The following is a 7,893-nucleotide window of genomic DNA, read 5'->3' as shown; positions in this document are numbered from 1 at the left end:
TTCGAGCTGACGATGCAGGAGGAGGAGCTTCTGAACGGCGGCAGCCATGCGGTGGAGAGCCTTGGCTGGGTGGCGATCGAGGCCGGCAGCGGCTCGGTTGGCGGATTCTCTTGGGAGGCTGGCCAGACGAGCGGGGTGACCGATGCGGATGCGTCGGTGGCGCTGGATCTTGCGGCGGACGGGGTTGTTGCGATGCTGTCGAGCTTCGGCGGTCTGGACACGGCCTGGGCGCGGGGATCGGGGATCAGCGGTACGACGTTCGAGGTCTACGCGCAGGAGGATGCCAGCAAGGACGCTGAGCTTGTACATAAGGCCGAGACCCTCGATTACTTCGCGTTCGAAGGCTCCGGCGTGGTCTATGGCTACGACGCAAGTTTGTTTGTCTGACAAGGGCGGTACAGTCCGAGACGCGCCGTCGCGGAACGTCCAGAAATTGCGCTATACGGTGTCGCCACGCGGAGTCGTATAGCGTGAAAGCGCCTGTCACTACGGCCACCGGGATCCCGACACCACCGGGCGGCGGGTCCGCCGCCCGGTGGTGGGGCGGGCTCAGCGCAGCCAGCCTTCCGTCTTCATCAGCGCCTGTGCCTCGTCGGTCAGCAGGAACGCCAGAAACGCGCTGGCGGCGGGGTCGGCATCGGGGGACAGGGCGACATTGACGTCACGCCAGACCTGCCGCTCCGGAGCGAGCGTCACCATCTCCAGCACATCGGCGTTTGTCGCCGGCCAGTTCGGCCAGGTGATCCAGGCATCGGCGTCCATCTCGTTGAACGCGCGGAAGCTCGCGCCGGAGCCCTTGGCATAGGCCACGATGTTCTTGCGGAACCCGGCGATGTCCTCCAGCTTGCCGAGCCGGCCCGCCACGTCCTCCCACACCCCGGTGCCGGAGGTGTTGTAGACCCCGGCGCCTTCGGTGACGACGATACGCATGTCCTCGGCCAGAAGATCCTCGAAGGACGAGATGTTCTTCGGATTGCCCGCCTTTACCGCGATGATCGCCGGGCGCACATAGATCGGCGTCACCGTTTCCGAGCGGAAGGTCAGATAGGTCTCGAGGAAGGCGGTCATCGACTGTTCCGAGGTGCCCCAGAGAATATCGGCATCGGCCTGCGCGCTGGCCGACCAGCGGCTTTCCGGCCCGGCGATGATCTCGATGGCGTTGCCGGTCTTCTCCGACCAGACATCCGCGACCTTCTGGAAGGCGGTATGCGGCCCGCCGGCGCCATAGAGCTTCACCACGCCATCCTGCGGCATATGGCGGATCGAGGGATCGTAGAGCGGCGCGCTCTGGGCGGATAGGGCCGCCGGCACACTCGCCGCCGCGATAAGAAAGAGCGTAGCAAGACGCATGGGAAATCTCCGTTTTCTGGTTCTGCGGGACGGTCGGGAAGACCGCCGCCACAGACCTAAGGACGGGTGTGCGCGGGCGGATAATCCGCGCGGGGCGGTCAAGGGCGCGTGAGCGTGGCGTGTGCCGGCGCTGTCACCGCGCTGTCACTTGGGCGTCGTTATGCGGTTAGCATTCCTTGCCATTGGTGCGGCCACCTGCCGGTGCGCCGGCGTCAATACGGACTGGAATGGACCTATGCTGAAATTTGTCGTGCTCAGTGACCTGCATCTGGTGGACGAGGGAGAGACATCGCAGGGGCTCGACACCCATGCGCGCTTGCAGCGCGGCATCGAGGCGATCAATACACGCCACGCGGATGCCGATTTCTGCGTTCTGGCGGGCGATCTTGCCGATCTGGGGCACCAGGGCGCGGTCGCTCCCTATACCCGGTTGAAGGAGCTGGTCGCCGGGCTGACGATGCCCTGCCACATCACCATCGGCAATCACGACAACCGCGATGCCTATGTTTCGATCTTCGGCGAAGACGAGCGGGCCGAGACCGGCTTCATCGATAAGGTGATCGACGCCAAGGGCTATCGTGTCATCCTGCTCGACTCGGCCGAGCATGGCACGCATGAGGGCGTTCTGGACGCAGCTCAGATCGACTGGCTGACCGCGCGGCTGGCCGAAGCCGCGGACAGGCCCGTGGTGATCGTGCTGCATCACCACGCGAACCCGCTTCACACCCGGGTGGACCGGATCATCCTGCGCGATGCCGACCGGTTCCTCGCGGCGCTGAAGACCCATGGCGACATCCGCCAGGTGATCGCGGGCCATGTGCATTACACCTCCTGCGGGCTGTGGTACGGCATTCCCTTCACCACGCTGGCGGGCGGGCATTACAACGTGACCGTGCCGCTGGATCCGGAGGCCAAGGTCGACCGGCTGTTCGGGCCGGCACAATTCGCGGTGGTGCTGGGCGATGAGGGCCAGACCCTCGTGCATTTCGACAACTACCTCGACGGGAATGCCGTTCTGAGCTGACGGCTTTGTTCCCTCCTTGGGGCGGAGCGGCACAAAAACTTCATTTGTGCGTCATCTAACCTACCGAATCCGCAGCAGAAACTTTGCGAAACTTTCGCGCTGCTGTGCGGTAAGCCGCGAGAGAATTTCCTACCCCTTCTCTCGCGCGCTCACTGCGCATGACACATTCTCCCGAGGGAACGATTCATGAAAGCCACCTTCATCAGTGCCTTTGCCGTTGCCGCCGTTCTGGGCGGCGCCGCACAGGCACAGGACAAGATCACGTTCGAATACTGGTATGGCCTGAGCGGTTATCTGGGCGATGTGGTCCAGAAGACCTGCGACCGATTCAACGCGGCACAGGACACCTACGAGATTCACTGCGTCGGCCAGGAAGGCTATGCCAACGCCGTGCAGAACACGATTGCCGCGTTTCGCGCGGGCCAGCACCCGACCATCGTCCAGTCCTTCGACGCGGGTACGCCCGACCTGATGATGTCGGGCCAGTTCTACCCGGTCTACGAGATGATGGCCGATTACGACATCGACATCGACTGGACCGATTATTTCCCCGGGATCTCCAATTACTACGCCACCTCCAAGGGTGACATGGTGGCGATGCCGTTCAACTCCTCGACGGCGGTGATGTATTACAATATCGACGATCTGGCCGCCGCCGGCTGGAACCGTCCGCCCGAGACATGGGAAGAGTTCGAGCAGATCCTGAACGATCTCGACGCGGTCCAGCCCGACCATTGCCATTACGGCTACAGCCCGTCCTCCTGGGTCGATCTCGAACAGTTCTCGATGGCTCACGGCATCCCGGTGGCGACCAGGAACAACGGCTATGACGGCACCGATGCCGAATATGTGTTCAACACCACGCTGCATGCCAAGCATATGGAAAACCAGCTTCGCTGGTACAAAGAGGGTCTCGCCGAGATCAAGACCACGCAGGGTGGCCTGAACACCCGCGACGCCTTTGCGCAGAACATCTGCTCGTTCTACTTCGGGTCGATCGCCGGCCATGCCGGTGTGCACGCCACCGCCGTCGAGGGGCTGAACTGGGATGTGGCGATGCTGCCCGTCTACGAAGGCACCGAGCGCAAGAACACCGTTGTCGGCGGGGCCGCGCTGTGGGTTCTGGCGGGCAAGAGCGAAGACGAGTATCGCGGTGCTGCCGAATACCTGAAGTTCCTCGCCACGCCGGATTCGGCGCTCTTCTGGTCGACCAACACCGGCTATATCCCGGTGACCCTGTCGGGCTATCAGAAGATGATGGACGAGGGTTTTTACGACAAGGCCCCCTACAAAGGCCGCGAGGTGGCCATCGAGTCGCTGACCTATACGCCGGTGACGCCGCTGACCCGCGGCCTGCGCCTCGGCGGTTTCATGCAGACCCGCAAGGAATGGACCGCCGAGATGGAAGCGGCCTTTGCCGGTCAGAAGCCGATGCAGGAGGCGCTGGACGTCGCCGCCGAGCGCTCCAACAAGGTGCTGCGCAACTTCGAGCGCACCTATAAGGGCAAGACCTTCCCGTAAATCGCGGCTGCCAAGCGCGGGGCGGACCGTTCGCGTCCGCTCCGTCACCCGTCCTGCCCGCGCGGCGGGGCGGCGCCGTTCACCGACCGTTTCAGATGCCGGGGCCCTGACATGCGACGCGCCTATTTCAAGAACAACTGGATTGCCGCGGCGCTCGTCCTGCCGCAGCTTCTGATCATTTTCGTCTTCTTCTACTGGCCGACCAGCCAGGCGGTGTTCTGGTCGCTGACCTTCGAACAGCCCTGGGGCGGGGGCAACGACTGGGCGGGACTGCACCATTTCCGCGAATTGCTGAGCGACTCTCTCTACTGGCAGTCGGTGCGGGTTTCGCTGGTCTATGCCGCGGGCACCACGGTGCTGGGCATGGGGCTGGCGCTGATCCTAGCGCTGTTCGTGGACCGGCAATTGCGCGGCTACCGGCAATACCGGGTCGGCATGATCTGGCCCTATGCGGTCGCCGCGCCGGCCATCGGTCTGGCCTTCCGCTACATCTTCAACCCGACCGCCGGGGTCATGGCCTATGTCAATCAGGTCTGGGACGGGATCTGGGACCCGATCCTGACCGGCTGGCACGCGATGGCGATGATCGTCATCGCCGGCGCCTGGAAGAACATCGCCTATAACTTCATCTTCTTCCTCGCCGGGCTGCAATCCATCCCGCGCAGTCTGATCGAGGCTTCGGCGATGGACGGTTCGGGCGTGATGCGCCGGATGCGCGACATCCAGCTTCCGCTGCTGACGCCGACCTTCTTCTTCATTCTCGTCATCAACATCACCGACAGCTTCACCGACAGCTTCGGCATCGTCGACACCATGACCAATGGCGGCCCGGCGCGGGCGACGAACCTGATGGTCTACAAGATCTACGTCGATGGGTTCGAGGGGCAGAACTATTCCTCGGCCGCCGCGCAATCGGTGATCCTGATGGTCCTGGTGATCCTGCTGACCTTCGTCCAGTTCCGCTACATCGAACGCCGGGTGCATTACTCATGACACAAGCCGAGCTCCCCCTCGCCACCTCCGAGATCCTTCCCGCCCCGCGCCGGCGCACCCGGCGCCGGCGTCCGGGGCTGGTAGAGAACACGCCGTGGATGAACCTGGCCACCCACGCGATCCTGATCTCGGGCCTGCTGCTGCTGCTCGGACCGATCTATCTGGTCTTCGCCGCCGCGACCCAGACCGTGCAGGAGGTCAACCAGATCCCGCCGAACCTGTCGATCTCATCTCATTTCTGGGAAAATATCTCGGAGGCGTGGTTCAGCCGCGATTTCCAGTCCAAGTTCATCAACTCCGCCATCGTCGCCAGCGGGGTGGTGATCGGCAAGATCGTCATCGCCTGCATCACCGCCTTCGGCATCGTGTTCTTCGACCACCGGCTGCGGATGCCGATCTTCTGGCTGGTGTTCATCACGCTGATGCTGCCGCTGGAGGTGCGCATCGTGCCCACCTATGCGGTCGCCGCCAACGCACTGTCGCCGTTTCAGGCGATCCTCGATTGGACCGGGGTCTCGTGGCTGATCAACGCGGTGTCGGGTGTCGAGCTGGCGCTCGAATGGAACATGCTCAACACCTATACCGGCCTCATCATGCCGCTGATCGCCACCGCGACGGGCACCTTTCTCTACCGGCAGTTCTTTCTGACCATCCCCGACGAGCTGGTGGAGGCGGCCAAGATGGACGGCGCCGGGCCCCTGCGCTTCCTGCGCGACGTTCTGGTGCCGCTGTCGGCCACCAATATGGCGGCGCTGGCGACCATCATGTTCGTCTCGGGCTGGAACCAGTTCCTCTGGCCGCTGCTGATCATCACCGACCCCGCGCATGAGGTCGTGGCGGTCGAGCTGCGATCGCTCATTCCCAATGCCAACACCACCGGCGGCGGCATTCCGAAATGGAACGTCGCCATGGCCGCATCGCTTCTGGTGATGCTGCCGCCGATTGTCGTCGTCGTCGCCATGCAACGCTGGTTCGTGCGCGGCCTCATCAGCACCGAGAAATAAGGAACCGACCCGTGGCCGATATTTCCATCCGCGACGTCCGCAAAGTCTATGGCAAGGACGAGGTGATCCATGGGGTGAACCTCGCGATTCACAACGGCGAGTTCATCGTCATTCTTGGCCCTTCGGGCTGCGGCAAGTCCACGCTGCTGCGCATGATCGCGGGGCTCGAGGACATCTCCGGCGGCGAGATCGCCATCGCCGGAACGGTGGTGAACGATCTCGAGCCGCGCGAACGCGGCTGCGCCATGGTGTTCCAGAACTATGCGCTTTATCCGCATATGACGGTGGGCGGGAACATCGGCTACGCACTGAAAGTGGCGGGTGTGAAGCGCGCCGAACGGGACGCCAAGGTGCGCGCGGTGGCGCGGTCGGTCGGGCTGGAAGAGTTCATCGACCGCAAGCCGGGGCAGTTGTCCGGCGGGCAGCGCCAGCGCGTGGCGATGGCCCGTGCGATCATCCGCGAACCCAAGGTCTTTCTGTTCGACGAACCTCTGTCGAACCTCGACGCCAAGCTGCGCGTACAGATGCGGCACGAAATCCGCCGCATTCACAACCGCATCGGCGCCACCTCGGTCTTTGTCACCCACGATCAGCACGAGGGCATGACGCTGGCCGACCGGATGGTCATCATGAACAAGGGCACGATCGACCAGGTCGGCACCCCGGAGGAGGTCTATAACCGGCCCGCGACCACCTATGTGGCCGGGTTCATCGGGTCGCCGGCGATGAATTTCCTGTCGGGTGAGGTGCGGGCCGGCGAAAGTGCCGTGGCGCTTGCCGACGGCAGCCGGATCGCGCTGACCCCCGCGGCGGCACGGGCGTTCGACGGGCGGCTGGTGCAGATCGGTCTGCGCCCCGAGGCGCTGGCGCTCTGCGCCCCGGGCGAGGGCGCGCTGCGGGCGCGGTTCGATTTCTATGAAGAGATGGGCTCGGACGGGCTGCATCACCTGATGGTCGAGGATGTGCCGCTTTCGGTGCTCTCCGCGCACAAGCAGCGGATGCCCGAGGGGCAGGAGGTTGGCGTGACGGTCCCGCCCGAGGTGGTTCACCTGTTCGACGTCGAAAGCGGCCAGCGGCTCGAGGCCGGACCCGGCGCTGTGGCCACGATCAAGCGCATGGAGCACGCGGAATGAAACTCGCCAGCTACAATATCCAGTACGGGAAGGGCAAAGACTCGTGCTTTGACCTCGACCGGATCGTGTCCGAACTGGGCGACCCCGACCTGATCGCCTTGCAGGAGGTGGAAACGACCACCGAGCGCACCGGTATGCTGCATCAGGGCGAAGAGATCGCCCGGCGCCTCGACCACATGCACTGGGTCTACGGGCCGGGGATCGACGTGGACGCCTCCGAGATCGTCGATGGCAAGCCGACGCATCGCCGCCGCCAGTTCGGCAATATGGTGCTGTCGCGCTGGCCGATCCTGAGCTCGATCAACCATACCCTGCCCAAGATCGCGCTGCGCAACATCTTCCACTTGCAGCGCACGCTGGTCGAAACGGTGATCGACGCGCCGTCGGGACCGATCCGTTTTTGCTCGGTGCATCTCGATCATGTCTCGACCGACACACGCATGCCGCAGGTGGCCTATATGCGCGACCTCATGCTGCGCGGCCACGAGCGCGGGTCGAGCATCGGCGGCGCGGTCAGCGGCCCGGAATGGGCCGATCGTCCGGCGCCGCCACAGCCGATGAGCGCCATCGTGATGGGTGACATGAACTTCACGCCCGAGGGCGCGGAATACACCTATCTTCTGGGGGATGTCTCGCCCAACCACGGGCGCACGATCCGCGCGCACGGGCTGGCGGATGCCTGGGTGCTGAGCGGTCATGAAGAGGGGGAGGGCGACACGCTGCCCCGCGAGGGCCGGGCGCCGCGGCGCATCGACCATTGTTTCGTCACCACCGATCTGGCCGATGCGGTCACGGCGATGGAGATCGGCAGCGCGGCGCAGGGCAGCGATCATCAGCCGATCTTCGTCACGCTCGATCTCTGATCGGC

General features: G+C 64.2%; 8 protein-coding genes. 7 read left to right on the top strand and 1 reads right to left on the bottom strand.

Annotated features, from left to right (window positions below; translation table 11 throughout):
• A partial coding sequence (locus tag M4578_RS23850) for a hypothetical protein (protein ID WP_258095647.1) occupies positions 1 to 387 on the top strand: 387 nt, incomplete at its 5' end.
• A gap of 162 nt (positions 388 to 549) precedes the next feature.
• On the opposite strand, the gene M4578_RS23845 is transcribed toward M4578_RS23850, so the two are convergent.
• Positions 550 to 1,350, bottom strand: a complete 801-nt coding sequence (locus M4578_RS23845) for a substrate-binding domain-containing protein (protein ID WP_258095646.1) — start codon at positions 1,348 to 1,350, stop codon at positions 550 to 552.
• Positions 1,351 to 1,585: 235 nt separating this feature from the next.
• On the opposite strand from M4578_RS23845, the gene M4578_RS23840 reads away from it, so the two are divergent.
• From M4578_RS23840 to M4578_RS23815, 6 genes are all read left to right on the top strand, one after another.
• Positions 1,586 to 2,374: a metallophosphoesterase gene (locus M4578_RS23840; protein ID WP_258095645.1), complete on the top strand. Its 789-nt coding sequence runs from the start codon at positions 1,586 to 1,588 to the stop codon at positions 2,372 to 2,374.
• A 186-nt stretch (positions 2,375 to 2,560) separates the two neighbouring features.
• Positions 2,561 to 3,895: an extracellular solute-binding protein gene (locus M4578_RS23835; protein WP_258095644.1), complete on the top strand. Its 1,335-nt coding sequence runs from the start codon at positions 2,561 to 2,563 to the stop codon at positions 3,893 to 3,895.
• Between the two features lie 111 nt (positions 3,896 to 4,006).
• Positions 4,007 to 4,888, top strand: a complete 882-nt coding sequence (locus M4578_RS23830; protein WP_258095643.1) for a carbohydrate ABC transporter permease — start codon at positions 4,007 to 4,009, stop codon at positions 4,886 to 4,888.
• A 98-nt stretch (positions 4,889 to 4,986) separates the two neighbouring features.
• Entirely contained in the window at positions 4,987 to 5,892 is a 906-nt protein-coding gene (locus M4578_RS23825) for an ABC transporter permease subunit (RefSeq protein ID WP_420854828.1), read from the top strand.
• An 11-nt stretch (positions 5,893 to 5,903) separates the two neighbouring features.
• Positions 5,904 to 7,025, top strand: a complete 1,122-nt coding sequence (locus M4578_RS23820) for an ABC transporter ATP-binding protein (RefSeq protein WP_338054571.1) — start codon at positions 5,904 to 5,906, stop codon at positions 7,023 to 7,025.
• Entirely contained in the window at positions 7,022 to 7,888 is an 867-nt protein-coding gene (locus M4578_RS23815; RefSeq protein ID WP_258095640.1) for an endonuclease/exonuclease/phosphatase family protein, read from the top strand. The genes M4578_RS23820 and M4578_RS23815 overlap by 4 nt, the downstream gene beginning before the upstream one ends.
• Positions 7,889 to 7,893: the final 5 nt, after the last annotated feature.

The organism is Salipiger pentaromativorans (assembly GCF_024721115.1).
Taxonomy (GTDB): Bacteria; Pseudomonadota; Alphaproteobacteria; order Rhodobacterales; family Rhodobacteraceae; genus Salipiger; species Salipiger pentaromativorans.
The sequence above is the reverse complement of the archived record's forward strand: the minus strand, read 5'-3'. Positions and strand labels throughout refer to the sequence as shown.